Annotated in this window: 16 protein-coding genes; 3 read left to right on the forward strand and 13 right to left on the reverse strand. The window is 43.0% G+C overall.

Annotated elements, in window-relative coordinates; translation table 11 throughout:
- Nucleotides 1-30 precede the first annotated feature (30 nt).
- The 8 genes from MKZ09_RS33105 to MKZ09_RS33140 all read right to left on the reverse strand — a co-directional run bounded on the left by MKZ09_RS33105 (nucleotide 31) and on the right by MKZ09_RS33140 (nucleotide 7,186).
- Entirely contained in the window at nucleotides 31-867 is an 837-nt protein-coding gene (locus MKZ09_RS33105) for a YitT family protein (protein WP_036682251.1), read from the reverse strand.
- 38 nt (nucleotides 868-905) lie between these two features.
- Nucleotides 906-1,427 carry a VanZ family protein gene (locus MKZ09_RS33110; RefSeq protein WP_076124132.1) on the reverse strand — a complete coding sequence of 174 codons (522 nt, stop codon included), beginning with the start codon at nucleotides 1,425-1,427 and terminating at the stop codon, nucleotides 906-908.
- The gene (locus tag MKZ09_RS33115) at nucleotides 1,427-2,278 is read right to left on the reverse strand and encodes a M15 family metallopeptidase (RefSeq protein ID WP_076202081.1); all 852 of its coding nucleotides are present in this window, start codon (nucleotides 2,276-2,278) and stop codon (nucleotides 1,427-1,429) included. The genes MKZ09_RS33110 and MKZ09_RS33115 overlap by 1 nt, the downstream gene beginning before the upstream one ends.
- Nucleotides 2,279-2,387: 109 nt before the next feature.
- Nucleotides 2,388-3,083, reverse strand: a complete 696-nt coding sequence (locus tag MKZ09_RS33120; protein ID WP_076202084.1) for a response regulator transcription factor — start codon at nucleotides 3,081-3,083, stop codon at nucleotides 2,388-2,390.
- Nucleotides 3,084-3,195: 112 nt separating this feature from the next.
- Nucleotides 3,196-4,203: a sigma-70 family RNA polymerase sigma factor gene (locus MKZ09_RS33125; RefSeq protein WP_076202087.1), complete on the reverse strand. Its 1,008-nt coding sequence runs from the start codon at nucleotides 4,201-4,203 to the stop codon at nucleotides 3,196-3,198.
- Nucleotides 4,204-4,396: 193 nt separating this feature from the next.
- On the reverse strand, nucleotides 4,397-5,431 hold the full coding sequence (locus MKZ09_RS33130) for a C40 family peptidase (protein WP_076202089.1): 1,035 nt from the start codon (nucleotides 5,429-5,431) through the stop codon (nucleotides 4,397-4,399).
- A gap of 176 nt (nucleotides 5,432-5,607) precedes the next feature.
- Nucleotides 5,608-6,072 carry a RidA family protein gene (locus MKZ09_RS33135; protein ID WP_076202092.1) on the reverse strand — a complete coding sequence of 155 codons (465 nt, stop codon included), beginning with the start codon at nucleotides 6,070-6,072 and terminating at the stop codon, nucleotides 5,608-5,610.
- Between the two features lie 55 nt (nucleotides 6,073-6,127).
- On the reverse strand, nucleotides 6,128-7,186 hold the full coding sequence (locus MKZ09_RS33140; protein ID WP_076124143.1) for an LLM class flavin-dependent oxidoreductase: 1,059 nt from the start codon (nucleotides 7,184-7,186) through the stop codon (nucleotides 6,128-6,130).
- Nucleotides 7,187-7,470: 284 nt separating this feature from the next.
- Here MKZ09_RS33140 and MKZ09_RS33145 point away from each other — a divergent pair, with 284 nt between their 5' ends.
- Nucleotides 7,471-9,135: a histidine kinase N-terminal 7TM domain-containing diguanylate cyclase gene (locus MKZ09_RS33145; protein ID WP_076202095.1), complete on the forward strand. Its 1,665-nt coding sequence runs from the start codon at nucleotides 7,471-7,473 to the stop codon at nucleotides 9,133-9,135.
- Between the two features lie 55 nt (nucleotides 9,136-9,190).
- On the opposite strand, the gene MKZ09_RS33150 is transcribed toward MKZ09_RS33145, so the two are convergent.
- Nucleotides 9,191-9,532 (reverse strand): zinc ribbon domain-containing protein YjdM, encoded by a 342-nt coding sequence (locus MKZ09_RS33150; RefSeq protein WP_036682263.1) that lies wholly within the window; start codon nucleotides 9,530-9,532, stop codon nucleotides 9,191-9,193.
- Between the two features lie 221 nt (nucleotides 9,533-9,753).
- Here MKZ09_RS33150 and MKZ09_RS33155 point away from each other — a divergent pair, with 221 nt between their 5' ends.
- Together MKZ09_RS33155 and MKZ09_RS33160 are read left to right on the forward strand one after the other, a co-directional pair.
- On the forward strand, nucleotides 9,754-10,092 hold the full coding sequence (locus tag MKZ09_RS33155) for a DUF4234 domain-containing protein (protein ID WP_051491231.1): 339 nt from the start codon (nucleotides 9,754-9,756) through the stop codon (nucleotides 10,090-10,092).
- Nucleotides 10,073-10,483, forward strand: a complete 411-nt coding sequence (locus MKZ09_RS33160) for a DUF2752 domain-containing protein (RefSeq protein WP_076202098.1) — start codon at nucleotides 10,073-10,075, stop codon at nucleotides 10,481-10,483. The genes MKZ09_RS33155 and MKZ09_RS33160 overlap by 20 nt, the downstream gene beginning before the upstream one ends.
- A 12-nt stretch (nucleotides 10,484-10,495) precedes the next feature.
- Here the strand turns inward: MKZ09_RS33160 and MKZ09_RS33165 are convergent, their stop codons facing one another.
- From MKZ09_RS33165 to MKZ09_RS33180, 4 genes are all read right to left on the reverse strand, one after another.
- Nucleotides 10,496-11,149 (reverse strand): response regulator transcription factor, encoded by a 654-nt coding sequence (locus MKZ09_RS33165; protein ID WP_036682266.1) that lies wholly within the window; start codon nucleotides 11,147-11,149, stop codon nucleotides 10,496-10,498.
- The gene (locus MKZ09_RS33170) at nucleotides 11,146-16,227 is read right to left on the reverse strand and encodes an AAA family ATPase (protein WP_076202100.1); all 5,082 of its coding nucleotides are present in this window, start codon (nucleotides 16,225-16,227) and stop codon (nucleotides 11,146-11,148) included. Before MKZ09_RS33170 ends, MKZ09_RS33165 begins: the two co-directional genes overlap by 4 nt.
- 84 nt (nucleotides 16,228-16,311) lie before the next feature.
- On the reverse strand, nucleotides 16,312-16,947 hold the full coding sequence (locus tag MKZ09_RS33175) for a response regulator (protein WP_036682269.1): 636 nt from the start codon (nucleotides 16,945-16,947) through the stop codon (nucleotides 16,312-16,314).
- Nucleotides 16,948-17,192: 245 nt separating this feature from the next.
- Nucleotides 17,193-23,006, reverse strand: coding sequence for an NPCBM/NEW2 domain-containing protein (locus MKZ09_RS33180; protein WP_076202102.1), 5,814 nt, complete (start codon nucleotides 23,004-23,006; stop codon nucleotides 17,193-17,195).
- Nucleotides 23,007-23,211 lie beyond the last annotated feature (205 nt).

Below are 23,211 nucleotides of genomic sequence, written 5' to 3' on the forward strand. Positions count from 1 at the left end.
TAATAGCTTCCGGGATAGCTTTTTATCTTATTATTTTGACAACTCCACAAAACCTTCTCCGAATACATCTCTTACATCGTGGATGGTAATAAACGCCTCTTTATCAATGGATTTGACGATTTTCTTAAGCATAGTCACTTCCTGCTTGCTAATCACAATATACAGCAGCTCTTTAGGTGTCTTGGTATAGTACCCACGGCCATATATTACTGTGACGCCTCTATCCATAATTCCATTAACCTGTTCAGCAATTTTGTCCTGCTCTTGGGATACAATCGTAACAGCCTTCTTAGGGTTCACTCCCTCAATAATGAAGTCCATTATCTTAGTGGCTACATAGAGCATCACGATCGTAAACATCAGACTTTGTACTCCAATGATGAAATACGAAGCGAACACCACAATTAAATCGACGAGCAATAGCGCGTAACTAACATTCCAGTCCAAATATTTATGTAGGATTCTGGCGATGATGGTTGACCCTGCAGTCGTTCCACCCACTCGTATAATTAGCCCGATACCCACACCTGAGAAGATACCCCCGAATATTGCATTAATTATCAACTCATCGCTGCCAATATTCCAATTTTTCGTAAGAATCAGGAATAACGAATTGAAAAACACCGCAATAATCGTGTATACCGTCGTAGTTTTGTCTAGAAATTTGTACCCCACAATTAATAATAAAGCGTTAAGAATCAAGCTAACAATACCGGGTGACCACTGATACAAATAGTAAGTAATCATAGTCAGTCCCGTGACCCCGCCTTCACCGAACTCGTTCGGAATCACAAACAAATTAACGGCCAAGGAGAATAACAAAGCTCCTACAATGATGGAAACAATATCCGAAATACGCTTTTTCATACCATGCCCCTTCTACCCTAGATCTATATCCACAAATACTAACACCGCTTTGATATAGATGCAATCCATCCGAAAGAAGTCAACAGTCTATAGATACAGTAACCAGCCACCCCGCCGCCAGTGTTCAAAATAAGATCATCCACATCAAAGGTGCCGATATACAATACTAATTGTGTGAATTCAAAACAGAAGCTCAGCGCCAGCGAGAGGAAGAAAACTCTTCGAAACAGCCTTACTTTTTGCGATAACAGCATGGGCACCAAGATCCCAAACGGAATAAAGGCCAGCAAATTCCCTACTAAATTAATAGATGAAAAAGGATCTGAAAGCGACAGATCGTCCATCCCCCGGGAGATCTCCTTAAAAGGGATATAGTTGCCTCGCCGATTAAAAATCCGGTCTGGATGTTCAAACATACGTCCCGCTTGCTCCCAAAGCGATAATAAGTTCACCGGTGCACCTTTAAATAAAATAATTCGGATTAAAAAATACATATAGACGATAAATATCGCTGCCAGCAAAAGGTTTATAGCAGACTTTTTTTTCGGCTCTTTAGTCATTAATATGTAGTAACAATTATGCCATCCATGTTATCGCCTGACGTCATATATTGCCCTTCCTGTGGAATTTTGATCGTAGTGTATTTGGATACCGGAAAGTAACTTACTGTATAAGCTTTGCCGTCTACTGTTGTGGAAATCTCTTTGTTCTCTTTCAAGAAATCCAAATATTGTTCTAGCACAAGCCCCTTCTCATGAATAATGGCGCTGTGCGGCAACCCTACATAACGGAAATGCCAGGGTTCATATTTTATCCCCGTAATCTCGGTTTTGTCTTTCGGATAGCGGAGAATAAAGCCGTATTTCCAGGCATTTTTTTGCAGCCATTTTCCTTCAGGCGCTTTACTCATTTCTGATTGGGACGACCCGATATCTAGAGATAATCCTAAATTATGTTCACTATATTGCGCCGGTAAAGCATAGTCCGAACCTTTTTCCTGATATAATTTCTCTTGCTCTTCAAAGTCTCTGTACCCGCTGCTAATTAAAAAATGATTCACACCCTCTTTTTCGGCAGCTTTGACCATCTTATTGAATTTATGCGCTACACTTTCAGACAAACGAATCGAGGTATCCAGCAGCCCATAACCCTGCACCAGATCCGCCTGCTCATATAAGGTCACGATATCAGACTTCACACTATCCTCATGTACCGGGTATTGCCTATTCACCAGCAACAAATCCCCTTGATACACTTGATCTTGTGTTACTACCTCTAAACTATTGTTATTTGTAATAGATTCTTTGCGAATCTTATCATCGTATCCTAAATTACCCGTATTCGGTAAATAACGAGCCGCTGCATACCCAAGCAACAACACAACCAACGCCAAAAAGCCCCACTTCTTCATCAGCAATGTCCTCCCATTTCCTTGATAGGAATAGAATAACGAAGACACTTTAAAGAAAAAGCAGGACAAATATAAAGTTTTTCTTAAAATAAATAAATTTCACGGGCCTTTACCCATTAAAAGTATATCCAACGCCCCAGATCGTCTTAATGAATTTATTCTTATTGATGTCTTCACCGAGCTTTTTGCGCAAGGTACGGATATGTACCATGACCGTGTTCCCACTCTCATAATAAGCATCGCCCCACACCTGTTGAAAAATGCTCTCCGCACTAAACACCTGCTTGGGATGGCTGACCAATAAATGCAAAATATCAAACTCTTTTGGAGTTAACTCTATGACCTCACCATAAAGAGTAACCGTATGCTCATCCGGTGAAATCATCAATCCCCGAACCTCTAGCACCGATTTAGGTATGGCTGCGGGCTGACTGAATTGTATAGAACGCCTCAACTGGGAATTAACTCGGGCGACCAGTTCCATTGGATTAAACGGTTTGGTCATATAATCATCTGCGCCCATAACCAGTCCGGTGATTTTATCAAGATCGGAAGTTTTAGCACTCAGAAAAATAATCGGCAGATGATAATGCTCCCGAATATGGCGGGTTACCTCGTAACCATCCAGCCCCGGCATCATAATATCCAGAATCGCCAAATCTATCGTTTGCGACTCAATGGCTTGTACCGCTGCCCTTCCATCGGACACTTTGAGGATATGATACCCCTCTTTTTGCAAATGCAAGGCCACCAAGTCGGCAATTTCCGCCTCATCATCCGCAATTAAAATGGTGATGCGCTTCATCTATTTTTCACTCCTATAGGTTGTGCTGTACACTCTTCATCCATTATACCCTAAACTCAAAAACCACTCCTAGAAAGAAGTGGTTTCCGATTAAATCTATGATTTATATCGTTTATTTACTTTTATTATAGCTGTCTAACAATAGCTCTAATGAAATCCCATTTACTGTGACGCCTGAAAGATTGCAGTCTCTTATATCCACATTCGAAAGATCACAATCTACAAAGGATGTCCCGTTCAGCTGGCATCGCTCAAACTTATTGCCTTTACCGTACAAATGAATATCGTGGAAATAAGCCTCCCCTAGTTCACTATTCCTAACCTCTATTTCCCACAGCCCCACTTCATTAAACTTAACAGAATGCATATTGATGTCATTAAAGGTAGTACTGCTCATATTAATATTATCGAATCCGGTCCCCTCCATATTTACATTGGAGAAGTTTGTTTTATGCATATCAATATCATCAAATTCACTCTGGCCCATAGCCACACGACGAAAATTCGTTTCAGTCATTCTTTCATCCTGAAAGACTCTCTTCTTAAATTCGTCCTGTAATTTGTTTTCATTAAGATTATTATTCACTGTACTCAACATCTCCCTTTTTAAGATCGTTCTTGATCTGCGGAGTCTACTCTCAACAGCTTCGCTGGATAAATCAAGGAAATCGGCGATTTCCCTAACCTTGTAATTGTCGATATAGTAGAGAATTGTGACTATACGATTAGCTTCTGATAGGGTGTTTAAGGCTTTCCACACATCTTGCTGGAGTTCTTTTCTGAGCAGCTGATCTTCGGTAGATTCTAGCTGCGGAACCTCCATTTTTTGCATGAATTCGTAAGCAGTTTTCTTTTTATTTGACCTAAACCAATCCATGCATTCCCGTGCAGTAACCGCATATAACCAACTGGCGAGTTTCTCAGGCTCCTTTAAGTTGGGTAATTTGCGATAGGTTTTAACAAAAACCTCTTGGGCAATGTCTTGTGCGGTATGAAAATCACCCAATTTACCATAAGCAACCCCGTATACTGCATTGGAATATTTGCCGATAAGTACACTGAATGCATCCATGTCACCTTTACACACCTTATCTACCAGTTCTGCGTCCGTACAAGTCACTATTTCCCTCCTTAACATCAAGCACATAACATAGACGGAAAAGAGACTCAAAAACCGTCTTTATGCCTGCAAATAAATTTTAATGGAGAGGGGATTTCAACTTTTCTACTATGGTCTTAGCCAATCTGCTTCATCCCCCAAATGTATTCGGATGCTTCTTCACCGTGATAATTATAGCCTAATTATTACCTAGCTAAAACAATCTGCGAGCCGTCACCAAACGTTTCTTCCACTTGTCACTTAAGGCTTCATAATGAACGCCAAGCTCCTTGGAGTACGTATGTAGGATCTGATTATTTCCCGCGTAAATCGCCACATGCCCAATATCGAGTCCTCGTGCACTGAAGAATAACAGGTCCCCCTTGCGCAACTCGTTAATTCCAACCTCTTTGCCCTCTTTGGCCTGATTGTAAGAGGCACGTGGCAGGTCAATTGCCAACACATCCTTAAATACATGTCCTACAAAAGAAGAACAGTCAAAGGTAGATGTCTGGTTAGTAGCTGCACCAAATTCATAAGGTGTTCCCAGATATTTTTCTCCGTAAGCAAGCAGCTCGCTTCCCTGCCGCTCTACAAGAGCCGCACTAGTATAATTGCTATATTTGGGTTTAGCAGATATATAGCCACTCTTGTTATCTTGTGTTCGCACTTCTAACCATAAAGCATCTACTTCTCTAACCACATGTACCTTATCTCCTGCTGACAACATTTGCTGCACCGTTGATTGGGCTGACGAGTCTGGCAAACTTCGCAGGTTAACCCCATACAGAATTGTCGTATCGTAATCCACTGCCGAGTAGATACGAACGGCACGAGTAGTGGTATCCCACTTCACAGTGCTGCCCAAAGCTTCGCTGACAAAACGCAGTGGCATCATCGTATAACCGCCGGCAATCTGGCCGGGAACGGCTACGCTTAAGGACTGGCCATTTTTATTCGCAGCTTGATCGCCAATATGATAGGTCAGCACCAGGTCTCCCTTGGTTGCCTTAACGGTCTTGGTATCATTATTCCAAGTAATCTTTGCCCCCTGAGCTTCAAATAACTTACGCATAGGGACTAGTACTGTATCGTTTACTAACAAGGGCTGAGCCCCCAATTGTAGCTGTTGATCATCCAGATAGACGGCTGTAACCGAAGTCTGAGGCGTTGTCGCCGCATAGGCCGGAGCAGTATAGAGCATAGATGTAAGTAGTAAAAGTAACATAGCTTTCTTTTGAAATTTCATGATGTCATCACCTCGTTGATTGATATGTACACCTATTGTTACTAAAAAAAGGGTGATTAGTTTTGTTACAAATTTTGGGGTAAGCATCTACCTACGGCATAAGCACCTAAAAAAAGAGGACTACGATCACCTTTCGGTATCACAGTCCTCTTTTTAAATATGCCTCATGGAGCCGGCTAGACAGGTTCCTCAACTTCAAAAATGGAATCAATAATGATCGGTAGATTATCCCTTACAGAAACAGCACCCAATACAGAACGAGCATGAACACCCTTGTCTCCGAACACCTCAAGCATTAAATCTGAACAACCATTAAGCACTTTATGATGTTCTTCAAAAAAGGGATCTGCATTAACGAAGCCTTGAATTTTGACTACTCTTTTCACTTTGTCCAAAGAACCTAAAGCTGTCCTAAGGACGGCAAGGATCTCTATACCCGTTAAACGTGCAAAATGGTAGCCTTCTTCGGTAGTGTAGTCTTGTCCCAGCTTTCCTTTGGGATGGCCCGCTGGTCCTTTTCCCGACACAAAACATAAACCATTAACAATTACGTAGTTAGCGTATTTTGCCGCCGGTTCACTAGCCTCAGGCAGGACAACTCCTAATGCTTCGAGTCTGCTCGCTATAGTGTGCTCTGTCATATCCATCTCCCCCTCCATTATCAACAGCTTCAATAATTAAGTAAGATCATAGTTACTACTTAGCTTCAACCTCTGCTTCCCATCTCGATATCTCAGCGCGAACAATGGGCGCTACTTGGGTACCCAATAGCTCAATGGCTCTCATTACATCCTTATGAGGCATTGTGCCAAGCGGCACATGCAGCATAAAACGTGTGATGCCTACTTGCTTGCGCAGGTGAATGATTTTCTCAGCAACGGTCTCTGGGTCACCTACATACAAGGCACCTTCAAATCTACGTGCCGCATCATAGCTTGCACGGGTGTATTGACCCCATCCGCGTTCCCGGCCAATAACATTCATACTAGCTTGCGTAGAAGGGAAGAACATATCCGCAGCCTGCTGATTATCCTCTGCAATGAAGCCGTGTGAGTGTGAAGCAACGGGCAGCTTCGACACATCATGTCCCGCTTGCGCCGCAGCCTTCTTATAGAGCTTCACGAGCGGAGCAAACTGTAGCGGACTGCCGCCAATGATAGCCAGCACAAGCGGTAATCCTAGTAGACCTGCACGAATTACGGATTCTGTATTTCCTCCGCTGCCAATCCATACTGGCAATGGATTCTGCACGGGACGCGGATAAATCCCCAGATTATTAATGGCAGGACGGTGCACGCCGCTCCAGGTTATTTTTTCGGATTCCCGTATTTTGAGCAGCAAGTCCAGCTTCTCATCGAACAGCTCATCATAATGATTCAAATCATAACCAAACAGCGGGAACGATTCAATAAAAGAACCCCGGCCTGCCATGATCTCTGCGCGTCCATTCGAGATTCCATCCAGGGTAGCGAAATCCTGAAACACACGTACGGGGTCATCAGAGGAAAGTACTGTAACTGCACTGGTTAGCCGAATCCGTGTCGTCTGTGAGGCCGCCGCAGCCAGTAAAACTGCTGGAGAAGACGCCGCATAATCTTTGCGATGATGTTCCCCCACGCCAAATATATCTAAACCCACCTGATCTGCAAGCACAATCTCCTCTACAACCTCGCGCAATCGCTGCGCATGACTTATCACTTCACCCGTCTGAACATCCGGTGTTGTTTCTACGAACGTGCTTATTCCTATTTCCACTTACAAATCCCCCTTAACTATAATTTCCTCTTTAAATTGTTTGTTTGATTATAACACAAGTTAAGGTTAAAAAAGCTAGTCATTCTGTCCAACCCCAGTTTCCCGGGAAACTCATCCTTAAAATTTGCAAAACCACGCTTACAAATAGAGGATTTTGAAGGAATATGTTGAAAGACTCTTAAACAAATAGCGGTTGTCGTAGAACAAATAATCATATGGCAAACGAATAAAATTCAAGGTAACATGAAAGAACTGTTAACCGGGTGGGAGAAGGTGTCACTGAAATGAATATCATGACATGGATTGATTTGTTATTATTTTTTGTTTTGTTCGCTTTGTTCATCTACATATTTGCGTCTGTAACCATCACTAACCTACATAAAGCATACTTAGTTTTTCATTTTACTATGATGTTATGGCCCTTCTGCCAATTCGCTATCAAAACTACCGACGATCCCAAGTTTCAATTGTTTTATGTGAAGCTCGCTTTTATCGACTCGGTTCTGTTAACGATTGGCTGGCTTCTGTTCACGGTACTACTCACCGGAAAATCACATCTCCTTCGAAAAAAGAACACATTGATCCTATACATTCTCGCAGCTTTGATCTTAGTAGGGGTGGTCGCCAATCCAAACGGAAGTTTTGTTCTCCCTATGAACGGCGGATATATCGAAAGATATTATGGTCCGATTTTTTGGCTGCTTATTATCTTCTTAACCACCAGCGTAATGATTTCTCTGTATATCATCTATTCAGCGCTAGTCTCAAACACTACACAGCGGATTAAAAAACAGGTTGCTCATGTATTCAAAGGGGTGCTGGTGCTAACGGTATTTATATTATTGGATGTTTTTCTTAATGTGATATTGCTTAAATCCAATCCAGTTATTCCAGGGCTGACCTCTCTGGGGATCTTAATCTCGGCAATCTTTTTCGTAATTGCTATCCATCGGGATAAAATATTTGATCTCGTAACCATCGCCCATCAGGATATCATTGACACCATTACAGAAGGAATTCTTGTACTGGATGATAGTGAGACTGTAGTAGAAATCAATCGCTCGCTTTTTCCAAGAATTCACCTGCAAATCGGTGCTCACTTTGACGTGTCGACCATTGCACCCATAGAGCAAGCTTCCGGAGCTTTCAATTCATTCCTTCATACATACTTGAACCAGCCCATGGAGAGAACTGAGGTTGAACTATTTTACACCTCACTCGATGCATACATTAACATTACTGCGGCGCCGATTGTGGTAGGTGGAATCAGGGTTGGACGCATTCTCACTTTTCAGGACAGAAGCGAGCTGCATCGCCTCATAGCCGAGACCAATCACCAGAACGAGACCCTGCAAGAGCGTAATGCTGCATTAACTGAAATCCAGGATGAATTATCGCAGACTAACCAAAAACTTAAGCAGATGGCCATAACGGACAGCCTAACCGGTTGTTATAATCGTCATTACTTAACGTTGCACTTAGAGCATGAGATCATAGAAAATATGAAACTCAAGCAGCCTTTTGCTATCATCCTTCTGGATATCGACTTTTTCAAAACAGTGAATGATAATTACGGCCATTTAATCGGTGATGTCGTCATTTGCAGCACGGTAGAGGTAATTAAGAAAACGTTGAGGGAGACGGATGTTCTGGCGCGTTATGGCGGAGAAGAATTTATCATATACTTACCAAATACAGATCAAACACAAGCAAACCACTTAGCAAAGCATATCAAATCTATAATAGAAGCTAATAAAGTACATGTAGAGGATGTTGCTCATTCCCTCTCGATTACTGTTAGTATGGGACTACTGTCCATTAGTAATTTTGCAGCACAATATACAGAAAGCCTGACCAATCAACTAAATGATTTATTCGAATCAGTGGACAAAGCCTTATATCAAGCAAAAAATGCCGGACGAAATCAGATTGTTGAGATTAATAGATAACGTTTAAAATAAAGAATCAGCCTACTTCTGTTGAAGTTAAGCTGATTCTTATTTTTTAGATCTTTTTAACAAACTCGGACTTTAATTTCATAGCTCCAAAACCATCGATTTTGCAATCAATATCATGATCTCCGTCTACTAAACGGATGTTTTTCACCTTTGTTCCTATCTTCAGAACGGATGAGCTTCCTTTTACTTTAAGGTCTTTAATAATAGTTATAGCATCTCCATCATTTAAAATATTTCCGTTGGCATCTCTGACAACCTTGTTCTCTTCACTGCTTTCAGCCTCTGTGTCGAGGCTCCACTCATGCGCACATTCCGGGCAGACGAGCAAACTACCATCTTCATAAGTGTATTCTGAATTACATTTCGGGCAATTTGGCAAAGTAGACATCAAAGTGTCCTCCATTCGTTAATGTAAATCTAGTTGTGGTTCCAGTGCATAGCCTCAAAAGTATATTTCATATTTGGTAAGGTTTCCACTAGATATCAGCAGTAAGTTTGTCTAGATTTCGACAGCGGACAGTAATTCTCAAATATTGTCTTGTATATTTTTTACTAATTCAATAAGATGGAAATGTCGAATTTTTATGTAAATACATAGGAGAGTGAGTAATGATTAGTCGCAGAAGTGTTGCATTCGCCATTATTTTGTCATTAATTACATGTGGGCTCTATACAATATATTGGTTTATTGTTCTAACCAATGAGGTAGGCGAACTGAGTGGGGACTATACATTTACAGGAGGAAAACATTTTCTTTTAACGTTGGTTACGTGTGGGATCTGGAGCTTCATTTGGGCCTATCAGGTAGGTAAACATATTGCTGAAGCTCAAAGACAGCGCGGCCAATACCCGTCAGATAATTCAGTGCTTTATGTGATCCTGACACTCTTTGGTCTGGGTATTGTCACGTATGCCTTGGTACAATCCGATGTTAATAAACTGGTATAAGTTTACGATTTATAAAAGGACACATCCTAAACTACTTTGGGGTGTGTCCTTAAGTCTTGTCGGCGTAGTTTATCTCAAAGCATGGATACCCTTAACCAATATTAGTATCCCTTGTCCATTTCATGAATGGACTGGATTGTATTGTCCCGGATGTGGAGTCACAAGAGTTATCCTTTCCTTGCTGAAGTTCGACGTTATTCAAGCGTTTAGATTTAACCCGTTGCTGTTTATTTTAGCACCTCTGTATATGTTGTATTGGATTACTAATAAGAAGCAAATCCGGCCTCTTAGCCAGGCAATTATGGCTATAATGTTGATTCTGACCGTTACATTTGGAATACTGAGGAATCTCCCGCTGTTTGAATATTTGGCCCCGACAGTAATTCGTTAACAGCAACAACTATTACAAAATAGCTTGCAGTCGCACAATCGCTTGGGCCCGATCAACCACTTCTAATTTGCTGTAAAGATTGCTAATATAATTGCGCGCCGTACCTTCGGCAATATGTAATGTATCGGCGATTTCACGGTTATTCAGTCCCCGGATAATGAGCTGTGCCAGCTCCTCTTCCCGTTCTGTCAGACTGATGCGATCCAGACCCGATCTTTGCCAATGTTCATAGTCCTCTGTTAACCTGTTCATCCTCGACGCCAGTTTGGCTGCTACCGGAGCTGGCAGAATAAATTGCCCGGATAACGTATCATGAATCGAAGCGATCATTTTATCTGCGTCCATGTCCTTCAGCATATAACCGCTTGCCCCGTAGGCCATCCCCTCTACAATATAATCAGTCTCTATAAAAGTAGTCAGGATCAGAATGAAGATGTTCGGCCGAATCTGCTTTATTCGTTTCAAGGCGCTAAGGCCATCCATAACGGGCATTTGAATATCAAGCAGCACCAGATCAGGCTGGAGTGCCTCAACCATCTCGCAAGCTTCTTCTCCATTCTTGGCAGCACCAACCACTTCCATATCATCTTCCAGATCCAAAATGGTGCGAAGTCCTTCCCGCGTCAACAATTGATCATCGGCAATTACAATTTTTATTTTACTCATGTTCTATCCACAACCCTTCGCATGGGCAGATCAATTTCCAGTAAACAGCCTTCATCGATTTCTGAATCGATGGATAAGCTGCCTCCCAGTTGCTCAACCCGTTCCTTCATCGTCCTAAGTCCAAATCCCATCACGATTGGACTCATCCCTAGCCCACAATCCTTGAGTCTAAACTGCAAGTTCGCTCCAACAGACTCCAGACTAAAATGGAACTCCGCACTCTCCCCATGTCTGATCCCATTAGTTAAGCCCTCCTGCAAAGCATGATAGATTGCCTTTTTATAGGCCGTTGACATGGCTTCCGGCAGATCATAAATAACTGCATGAACAACAACGCCTGCATTGCGTTCTGTATCTCGAATCAACTGCCTCAGCATCACGGTTAGATCAGAATACCTGTCCTCTTTCAGCATATGGACAGAGCCGCGGATTTCATTCAAGCTATGCCGCACAAGATCCTGGGCTTCTGCCAGACGCTGAAAGCCGCTGTCTATCTCCTTCTTCTGAAGCAGCCGCTTGCCAGCTTCAATCTGCAGAATCGTCGATGTAAGGGTATGGCCGACAATATCATGAATCTCTTGGGCAATACGATTGCGTTCCTCAAAAACAGTAGCTTCGGCCAAAGCTGCAGATGTTTCCCGCATCGAACGCTCCAGGCTACGAGTTCTTTCTACCACTTGATCCTCCAGATTTTTTTTGAGATATTGGATTCCCGAATACAGCTTGGCATTAGCGATTGAGATTGCGCATTGTGAACCAAGCAGCTTGAGCACATCGAGTCTGCTTGGAGTAAATACACCCGGTGATAGATTATTCTCCAAATAGAGCAGGCAAACCAATTTATTCTGATTCATGATGGGGAGACATAGAACCGATTTCAGTCTATTATTCCTAACGTATGTATTACGTGTAAATATTCCTTCACTGAGCGCATCATGTAATACAACCTGTTCTTGTGTTCTTGCCGCGTAAGCTATAATCGCTGCTGGGACCAACCCCGATTCTTCCCCAAGTGGAACAGATTCGATATGCTGGGCTTCTGAGGTCCCATAAGCTTCCACCATCCATTTGCCGTCATGATCAAAAATAACAGCCCCATATTCTGCCCCAGCGTTGTGGAGCATGATTCGCATCAGCGTGGCCAATAATCGGCTCATCTCCATCTCACCCGATAATGCTTGGGCAGACATTACCACAGAAAGGGAATCCACACGATCGAGCCCGGGCTCTCGTTTAATATGCAGCAAATGGCGGTGCTGCTGCTCCAGGTCAGCCGCTTTAGCCTTTGCGCCCCATTGCAGATAAGCCTCATAGGCCTCAGTCATATAGATTCTGGCCAGATGCATTTTGCCATGACGAAGCCCATACTTGCCGTAACATTCCGCTGCCATCGCTAAATCGTGAATATGACCGTGGATCCGAGCGTTCTCAATGGATTGCTCATACAATGCTTCAGCTTGGCGGGGATCTCGCGATAGACGAGTTAACTCAGCCTTCATCAACAGATATTTATGCTGATAATTCCCCGGGCAACGCCTGGCAAGCTTTTTCATTTTCTTCAAGCATTTACGCATTTTTGCCCGATAGGTACGTTGCTCTTCAGCGTTATATTCCTCATACAACTGAGCCCAGACTAAACATTCATACATGATCTGCATGGGACTGTCTAAGCCATCTTCGCGTGATTTGATAATGGCCGCTGATTTGGCTAATGCCTCACTGGCTTCTCGGTATTCTCCAAATACATAGCCCGTCAAATACTGATAGATCCACACCATTTCTTGTATAAAATCAAAGGTGTCCCCATGAACCGACTGTGCAAAATCAGGCTCGCTAATCTCCGTGATGGGAAAGGGATCATCTATAGAGCGATAACCTGTCAGTCGAACAAGAATGGCCGCCGCTACAATAGCCTGCTTACAATGGAGACTGTTGTTATGGCGCAGCAAATCTCCGGAATGAGTAATTAATCGCTCATAGATATCGCCGAGAGGATGACCAAATTGCAAAAGGGAGGCACAGTTGATCAGCACATTCTGGTTGCCCTTCCATAAGTCACCTGATTCCAGGCCCACTTTACCAGCCTTCTCGGTAAATGTATGGAGCATAGCAGGATCATAATGCCGCCAGCTATCGTAGCACATGGCGAACGCGGCTAAGGTTGTCATATGCTGTTTCGGATAGGGTTCGGATAAGCTGAACGCCAGCATGGCCCATTTGAATGTCTCTTCATCATTACGGAAGTAATAGTATTGAAACATTGCATAGCCTATGAATCCAATGGAAGCCTCCGGAGTCATCCCATAATCAAGCGTTAATTCAATCATGGTGAAGGAAGAAGCGAGCCACCCTTCTCGATTGACGTAGAAGCAAGCATTGCTTGAATGATCTAAAGTAGACATTGCGATTCTACGTGCTTCATCAGTCATTGGAGGTAAAAGAGTAAGCGATTCGAGTGAGACCTTCTTGAGTCTACGCCGCAATCGTAACCATTGAAGCGTCAATTGAACATAACCAGGATCAAATTGATGCTTCACTTTCAGTAACGATAAGGTATGCTGGCCTAAGGAGATCACCTCTTCGTGGTTATCATTACTTGCTTCCAACTGCACCTTCATTGCGTAGACGTAAGCCTTATCCATATTTGTCGTAGCTTTATCAATTAACAGATGGAATAATTCATTAGCCGTATCAAAATGGGAACATAAATATTCGAGCTCCGCCCTCTCACGAAATACCCGGAAGGTTAGCCCATATTGCGCCTCCCAGCTCTGCTCCGCTAATAATGACGTTGCCTGAAGCATATATTGCAAGGCTGTCTCATGTGCGGTTGTTTGCTTCGCTTTTACCCCTGCCTGTAAGTTCAGCTCTACCAGTTGAAGCCTCTGTTCAGGGCGGTCTAACCATGTAAGTGCCTGATTCAAATGATGGACAGCTTCAAATAGGGTCGTTCCTTCACTAAGCGGGCCTCGGCCTAGCAATAACAGACCAATTCTCCAATGCAGCTCGGAACGCTCCTCTTCGGAAATAAAAGCATATGCCGCCTGATGAATGCGGTTATGCTGGAACTTATAATGCGGATATTCCTCCCCGTTAACGGGCTGCAACAAGCGCCCATGTACAGCAACCGCTAACGCTTCGCTCAATGTCTCTATCGGTGTCTCCGTAATATCGGCAAGTGTACGTAAATCAAATAGGCTGCCTATGAATGCGGCTCTGCTAAGTGCATATACCGTCTGTTCAGGAAATTGTTGCAATTTACTTGAAAGGTATGAAGCTACGTTATCGGGAACATTCAATTCAGTAATACGCTGGAGATCCCATTTCCAGCTTCGAATATTCTCATCAAATTCCACTCGCTGATCATCTATCAAATCTTGAAGGAATTGCTTAATAAATAACGGGTTTCCATCTGTCTTATGAAGCAGCACACGCGCCAGCTCGTCCAAGTCAGCTGCCTCGTAACGCATAACATCAAGTAGCAGTTGTTTTAAATCGGTGAGTTCAAGCGCTTGTAAAGAAATTCTGCTCATCGCTACGTTGCGGTCAATCAGATGTTTTTCCAGCCTACTGAGCGGGTGCAGCCTTGTAATCTCCCGATTGCGATAGGAAAGCACGATTAGCAGATGAGTCGTTGCTGTATCCTCTATAAGCGAAGTGAGATATTGCAGCGACGTATCATCAGCCCATTGCAAATTATCCAATACCAAGATCAAAGGATGATCCTCATGAGGAAAGAGTTGAATAAATCGGCTCATGATTAATTGAAAGCGATGCTGAGCTTCCAGCGGTGGCAGTGGAGGCACGGAGGGTTGTGGACCAATCAAGAGTTCAAGCTTAGGAACAAAATCGATCAGCAACTGACCGTAATTGTCCACTGCTTGTAGAATACGCAGCTTCCAAACCTCCACCTGCAGCTTTGTTTCCATCAGCAGCTGACTAACCAACTCATCTATGACTTGATGCCAGATGCCATAAGGGAGTGAGGTATGTCGGGATTCGAATTTGCCTCTGGCGAAGAAACCATCCAATGAGACTGTATTTCTAAGGGTCTCCTTCAGAAAGGTTGTTTTGCCGATACCACTCTCCCCGCTAATCCAAACCGTCTCTACGGCACCTTGTGATGCTCGTTGCAGTGCTTCTCTTAAGCTTTGTTGCTCAAGATGTCTTCCATAGAAGCGTCCTGATACCATCCAGCGCTCTGGGATATCCCAGCTTCCTAGTGGAAAGGGCTCAATATGCCCGGATTCTTCTAGACGGGATAGACATTCCTCAAGATCCGATTTAATGCCAAACGCGCTGGCATACCTCGCTTCAGGCATCTTCTCCATGCATTTACCAACAATATCAGAGACCGATAGAGGGATTGTGGGGAACCTGCGGTATAAAGGCTCAGGTGTATCTGCAAGATGACGATATACAATATCAACAACATCATGCAGCTCAAAGGGACGGCTGCCCGAGAGACATTCATACAAGATGATCCCCAGCGAATAAAAGTCAGAACGGTAATCCGGTTTGACTCCGGTTCGTCCCGTTTGTTCTGGAGCTATATAAGGAAGCAGAACATCGGGCCGGCCGCTTAACGGTGACAAAGGACTCGTGATGTTTTCGGTAGAGCACATTCTTATATCAATAAATTTCACTTCAAAAGTAATGGGATTGACGATTAGATGAGCGGGGGTTAGTTCATTTAGTGTTATTTTTTCACGATGAATTTGCATAAGACAATCAGCAATAGCTGTAGCGATTCGAAGCAGCGCTGGAAGATCCAGTGAATTAACAGGCATACGCAGGATCTGCCCAAGGGTACTCCCCTCTATATCTTTTAAGAGAAGGACTGGTCGGTCCGCCATAATTTCCAAACTGTACGCCTCTATTGCACCACGACCGCAAAGTCGCTTAAGCATGTCATACTCATGACGAAAAGCATCGACCATGGCAGCTCCCGGGTATTCTCCTATTGTTGTCTTAGCGATAACCCTTAGGCCGTCCTCTTGACGTAGGAGTCTGTATAACCTGATATCTGCGGTATTATCTATCAGATCTAAGGTTTGGTATCCTGGCAATTCAAACATCAACAGCACTCCCTAATTACAATTAGACAGAATACTCAATCTCGCAAAGTAGTTAAAGCCATTATAACATCTGATCTTGCCGTTCTACTCATAAGACATTTCATATTTCGTTAATCCTATCGCGTTGGCGCACAATGCCGCCTGTGTCCGGTCAGTAACCTGCAGCTTCGCTAAAATCTGACTGACATGCTTCTTTACCGTAAATTCACTGATAAAAAGACGTGTGGCAATCACTCTATTGCAAGCACCTTGTCCAAGCTGAATCAGGACTTCCTTCTCTTTTGGTGTCAATTCATCTGTTGGACTGCTGGCGCTCATTCGCATCTTTTCTTCCATTAGACCAGGATCGTAATATTTTCTCCCTTTGTACACCAACTGGATAGCAAAGAGTAATTCCTCCGGCAGTGCCTCTTTCAGTACATATCCGTCTACCAGTACTTCTTCAGCCCTCAAAAAATCCTCTCTGCTCGCAGAGGAAGTCAACAGTATGAATTTACTAACAATGCCGCGGGTACGTGCTATCTTAATGACATCCAGTCCTGATTCATCAGCAAGTTTAAGATCAATGAGGACAATGTCTGGCTTTGTCTCTTCAATCACATCAAGTGCTTCCGGACCAGTCGTAGCTTCACCTGCAAATTGCATATCCGATTGCATTGCAATGACAGATGCCAGCCCTCTTCTAACTAAAGGATGATCATCTACAATGATGATTTTCACAGAAACACCTCTCTCTAAACCGCATACATTATTTACTTCTTTGTATAAAAAGCTTCAATTAGAGTATTCATTTAAATTTGGCGCATTTCTGATTAAGTATAGTTAAAAGACTACACCGCTTATAGTGAGCGTTGTCATTTCTTTTGTCACATGACAAAATGGATATTTTTACATAAAAACTTCCTCATTTAAAAACTGGCGAACCATGGTTATAGAGACCACAATCCGCCTGTTTTCTTGGGAATTTAATTATTATCAATAAAAGAAATGATTTGCACGAGATTACCTGCGACTTGGTAAGTTAACCCCAGCATGTAAGTTCCTTTCTCCTCGTTTGATAGGTCAATAGTGAACACATCCGGATTAGCAGCCCATTCCTTCATATCAAACACAATTTCTTTAGATGTTCTAGTGTTTCTTACCCCAGCGGAATTAGGGATCACTTTGCTGCCATCGACCCCTCTCACCAGATTAGCTACTTCAACCACAGGTCCCTTAAATTCTCCTACCTCTAACACTTGTGGGTCGGCCAATAAGCTCGTTAGTTTAGTTAACCCTTGTAATGGGGAGAAATCTGTAATTTCATTTCCAGTAATATCAAGTGTCTCTAGGTTCTTTGCGTACTGCAAACCTTCCAAGGATCTGGCTCTTCTGGTTTCGCTGGTTAACGTTGTAAGGTTATACATATCCCCTAGCGTTAGTTCTCCAGTTACGCCCAATGTAGTCTTGATCGAAGCACTTAAATACGGGTCCGCCACAGTAATCTCTTTCGTAAGATCTATTTGGACCAAACCTTCGGTTGCTTGTTGCAACGCTGCTACAGCTTCGTCTACTTCACTTTGCGTAACAGAAGAGTTAGCCAACACTGTCTCTGCTGTCGAGAAGCTGGACGTAAATGCCGCGATGCTCTCAGGTGTGAAGCCTTCTAGAGAAATTGCTTTAGCCGCTGCAATCGCCTGTTCCAGATCTCCAGTGAATAAGTGATCTCCATTCGCAAAATGTAGTTTGGCTCCACCCCATGTAGCATGGTCAGATCCGTTGCCATTTCCCCCGTCTGTGACAACTAATTTCAGTTCTTTTGCTCCATTAATATCCAATTCAATGAATTTCTGCGGATCTCTTGAACTCATGACTCCACTATCGAATTTCTTCTCTCCATCGACAAACACCTCAAAGCTCACCGAACCAACAGAACCGTACATTTGTCTATCTACTCCTACATAGGAAGTGAAGTAATCCGCGTTTTTGTCGCTTAGATCGTATACAATCGTCGAGTTAGAGTGCGCTCCAATTCCTCTTTCATAGGACACTGCCTGATTGTTCTCATCTGTTAATCTCAGCGTATTCGCACTAATAGATTTATCCTTCAAAGGTGCAGTATAGCTGTTCTGAGTAGAGTTCCAGTCGTAATCCGTCAGATACGTAAAGTCCGTCATGTCTACTACGGCTATAGTTCTAATCTTCGTGGTCGTATTTCCATCACTATCTGTTACTGTGTAAGTGATTGGATACTTTCCAGCCCGGTTGAATTTAACTTGCTCTTGACCTGTGACCTTCACTTGAGCCGTCAAGTCACCGTCTTCCGAATCCATTGCCGAATAGCTTTCACTGATATCAATCACTTGGCCCACTTTGGTTGAGACAGATTTAGGTATGGTAAGCTCTGGTGTATTGTTCAAGATCATAAACTTCGCATCAGCAAAATCACCGTGATCTGAAGCATTTCCGTTACCTGCATTATCTAACACCAGCTTCAATTCACTTACCCCCTTAACAGGTATCCGCGCAAGCTTGGCTTCTGTACCAAATTTCATCAGTCCGCTGTTATAAACCTCTGCCCCATCGGCAAAGATTTTGAAAATCACACTGGAGTTGCTTTGCTCAGGGATATTTCTATCAACCCCTACATATGTTTCAAAATATTCATAGTTTGTACCCGCCAGATTATACACGATTTCAGAGCTGGCATGGGTTCCTAAGCCCTTAGCGAACTCTTTGACCTCGCCATTTACCAGCAGCTTAATCGGATTGTTAGAGCTAGCCTTATCTTTTCGAACCACATTATAATCCGTTTTTGCTGATTGCCAATCTATATCACTCAGGTATTTACTAGCGCTGTATACAACAATCTTTCTGGCCTGCACAGCGGAGTTTCCATCTGAGTCTGTAACTGAAAACTCGACGTTGTAAGTCCCTGTTTTGCTTGATGTGAACCCATTGGATTGTACTTCAACGGCTCCAATTAAATTACCATCTTCCGTATCAAAAGCCGTAACATCGCTCAACACATCAAATTCGCTGTTCAGCTTAACGAAGGTTGTCTCTTCCGGCACTGTAATGGTAGGTTTGCTTGAATTATTTGAGAACTTCGCATCGGCCCATACCGTATGGTCTGAAGCATTGCCATCCTTAGCATCTGTTGTAACCAGCTTCACCTCTCTTGCGCCAGTCACAGGGATTTTCACAAATTGATGTTCTGTTCCTGCCCGGAAAACATCACTCTCAAATTTCTGTTCTCCATCCACATACACTGCAAAAGTAGCCGAGGAAGGTTTCCCTTTCATGGCTTGATCGATCCCAATGTAGCTTTCAAAGAAGTCGTAACCCTTACCTTCAATATCGTAAACTACCTCAGAGTTGGCATGAACACCAATCCCTTTCGCGTACGTCGCAGCCAATCCTTGGCGAACAAGGGTTATGATTCCCCCGGAAACGGCTTTATCTTTCTTTAATTCACCCCAGCCTACAACGACTGACTTGGCATTGAGATCGGAAATATAGGCGTAGTCGCTCGTTACCGTAACCTGTGTGGTTTTCGTTTCCGTAACCCCTTCGCTTTTCACTTCATATACAATTTCGTAGTTGCCTTTTTGCGTTACATCAACGTTATTAGCTTTCAGAGAGACATCTGCAGTAATATCGTTTCCTAGATAGTTAGCCGCTTTTACATAGCTCATCGGATCAAAGGTTTGATTAAGCTTTAAAGTGAGCTGATCTTCAACAGACAAGGCTGGCTTAAAGGCTTTAACCTGTACGGGCTTCAGTGGGTTCAGCTTTTTATCATAACCGACGATCTTGTACGTATAGTTGATACTCGCATCTACATTCTGATCCACAAATTGGTCAGTTCCTGTAAAACCAACTAACACATCATTTCTATACACTTCATATCCTAAGAAATCTTGCTTAAGCTCTTTATCTATACTGAAACTTAACGTGTTTGTTCTAGCCGTGGTGTTAGGTGTGATATTAACCTTAATAGCCAGATTTTTATCCGCTATTCCAGTTCCCTCATAATTAATCACCGAGTTATTTAAATACCATAACTTTTGCGGTGCCGGATACTTGGCTACTTTCGCTTTTGTCTCAGGATTCACAGTGAAGCCATGTCTGGCAAAATAGCTGCTTAAATCTAATCCCAGTACTTCGGAGGAGAACTCCACCAAATACTGCTGCTTGGAATTGTCACCGTTGGTAAGGGTGACCTTCCGCTCCCGATATAGCTTGGTCAGCTCTGTCCAGTATCCCGGATGTGCCAGCTCCAGCTGCCAATAGGCTCCGAGTTGTGCAAATAAGCCCTGCTGATTCATTACCACTTTATTTTCTTCGAGGACATATTTATAGATATCTGATTCATACGGTATACGATTATCTATCGAATTCGCCGCGACAGACATAAACATAGACACCATATTATTAGTTACTTCGCCATATTCCCGTTCACCCATAGCCAAGCGATGCCCGATTTCGTGATTCAGTCCCCAGCCCGGATAAGCTTTGTTAAAATCACCTAACATGGTACCTACTGTTCCAAGTTGGATACCTGTATGATCTCCCGCTGCATACATCGCACCATAAGGCTGCATTAATCGAATATTCTCACGAATTAGCTTGGCATCATGAATCTCACTACTACCATCCAAGCCATAGAAGGCAAAAATGCTCTTCATCCAGGTGTCATACCCAGTTACGGTGTCCAGCGGGTTATTTCCTTGCGTAATATATTTGTTGTACGCCTCCGTCGCCGTTCCTGTGAAAATAACATGATCGCTGGCCATTTCTACCACATCTATGAGTTTACGATCTTGAACATTTGGATGCGCCGCTTTATCTTCGTCTAGTCTTTGTTTGTATGTGATTAAGAAGGTTTTGAATTGTTCTGGATCCGTGGTCTTGGTCATAAAAGGAATCTTCTCTAAACCTTCGAAGCGGAGCAGTGGGGCTTTCCCTTGTTCCTCTGCTGTATATGGATTGACGATATAAACGGTGCCGCCCTTAGTCACTTCATGTGCATAATAACTATTCGTAGCAAATTCAGGAACGGTTATAATGTTCTTACCTGGACGCAATTGCACACCTCTAGCCCAAATATTCCAAGCGGCCTCTTGTTGAGAAAAGACTAAAGAAGGTAGCTTATCGTTAGAAGCTGCGTCCACATAAACGTTGATCGTATCTCCAGGCATTGCAACGAGACCTGTAGGCTGGTTGTTCGTACCAAAACCAATTCTCAGGTTTTCCTGCGCATGCTTTTTCATATCTCCACGTTGTTCCGCCTCAATGATGGTACCTTCGATTTGAACCTCGCCATTAACCAGCTTCTTAGCTAGTTCCAATGAATCTTTCAGGATTGGATAGAGCGGATGTACTTTTGCCGCTTCTTCTAATTCGTTGATTGCTTCGACGCTATTATAAGCAGGCACAACCGCACTCATCGTTCCATCTGTGAAAATACCATTTACAGCTTCGCTTACTTTATCTTCTGTATAAAATCTAAATTCAGCCGCAAAAGGTCTGTTAATATTAGCTTTTGTGAACTTAAATTTTAATCTTTTAAACTTCGTCGGTTCGAATTTAAATTCCAGAAAATCATTGGTACTGATCGCGGTTCCGCTAGATACCAGTTGGAAGGTCTCTCCTTTACTCGTCTCTGATGCATAGATTTCAAAAGCCTCTGGGAATCCTTTGCGATTATCTCTAGCCAAAAAAGCCACTCTGTCCAGCACTTCCGCTTGCGCTAGTTCAAACACGACTTCATTCGTGAAGCTTGCATCATTGTTTTTGTTCGTTTCCCAATGCGTAGTGGGCTGGTCATCCAGCATATATTCAGGCTTCGTACCTGGGTAGCTTCCACCGTTCACCGTTACTTTTGATACGTTTGCATTTGGCATTCTATACGCTTGGCTATAGGCATTTTCATAGGCTGTACCATACCCTTTTAGCTTCGAAACCTTGGCTGCCGTTGCCTCTACCTGATGGTTCTCCAAAAGGATCTTTGCATTCTCTATCTCTTCTTTAAACTGCGTATACAGTGGATGTGCCTGCACTTCATTCTCTAAAGCTGTTAATTTCTCTGTCGTATTAAAGGCAGCACTAACTTGGCTCAGGGTATCATCTGTAAATAAATTTTTCATTTTAGCAGAGAGACTATCCTCTTTATAAAAAGAAAACTCAGCCGCACTCGCCCAATCTTGGTTCGCTTTTTTGAAGACAAATTTAAGTCTCTTAAAAGCCGTAGGTGCGAACTGAATCTCCACTACATCACCGGTTGAGCCTGTATATTCTCCAGAAGACACGAGCGTAAAATCACCCGCATCGGTAGTGGAGCCATAGATATCAAATTCTTGAGCAAAACCTTTACCTTTAGCACCGGATTGCCTAGCCGCGTATACCATTCTATTTAATTCAGTGGACTCATTGAAAACAAACACAACCTCATTCGTAAACGTTGAACTATTCGGTTTGCCAGTCTCCCAATGCGTGCTCATATCCCCATCCATAGCCTTAGCTATAGGCGAGCCTGAGTAGTTGCCACCGTTATTTGTGATGGATTTAATATTTGCTGGATTCATTCTAAAAACCTCATTATAGGCATTTAGAGCATCCTTGCCGTACAGCTCAAACGGAATAACCGAAGCGTTGCTTAATAAGTTGACCTTACTTTGTGCCACTGTTGTTGTTACATTTACCTTGCTTACCTCACTTGCTAAAGCATAACCTGCCTCACTTGAAAAACTGGCCAACATGGCTGCCGATGTAGCGATCGCAATCATTTTCTTCATCACTTCTTACCCCCAGATGTCATATGAATCTCTCCAGTGCCCAAAAATGGGCACAAAAAAAACTACCCCAAAAGAGTAGCTTGATTGCGTATAAAGTCGCCTAAAAATTAAGACTTAATTTTTATTAAACCTTAACAAGCATAAACACCTGTGGCGTCCTTATAAGGACGGTAAGCGTTTAAGCGAGAAATATAAGATATTAAGT

It is taken from the genome of Paenibacillus sp. FSL R5-0908 (genome assembly GCF_038006245.1).
Lineage (GTDB): Bacteria > Bacillota > Bacilli > Paenibacillales > Paenibacillaceae > Paenibacillus_AQ > Paenibacillus_AQ odorifer.